At 73.7% G+C, this 315-nt stretch carries 1 pseudogene; it reads right to left on the bottom strand.

Features of this window, described 5'->3' with window-relative positions:
* A pseudogene (locus H926_RS34590) lies at positions 1-315 on the bottom strand (ATP-dependent DNA helicase); the annotation flags it as partial.

Here is a 315-nt window from a genome sequence, read left to right as displayed (position 1 = left end):
GGGATCGGCCGGCCCGCCCAGCCGCCCGAGCAGCGCGATCCAACCCGCGAGCAGGTCAGTGCGCCACTGGATGGCACTGCGTGCGCCCTCGATCCGCGCGCGGGCCTGCCCGTCGAGCCAGTCGGGCCCTTCCTCCACGATCGCTTCCAGCCGCAGGGTCAGGCGCAGCAGCGGCTGGCGCAGGTCTTCCAGCGCTTCGAGCGCGGCAGCGGCGGCTTCCAGCATCGGGCCATCGAGTTGCGCCGCCTCGGTTTCCAGGCCATAGCCGGCCTCGGTGCCGCCGCTTTCATCGCGGGCGAGCACTGTGGCGCGCAC

This window comes from Novosphingobium sp. B-7, assembly GCF_000410615.1.
Taxonomy (GTDB): domain Bacteria; phylum Pseudomonadota; class Alphaproteobacteria; order Sphingomonadales; family Sphingomonadaceae; genus Novosphingobium; species Novosphingobium capsulatum.
Note: the sequence above shows the minus strand (reverse complement) of the source record. Positions and strands in the feature narration are given on the sequence as shown.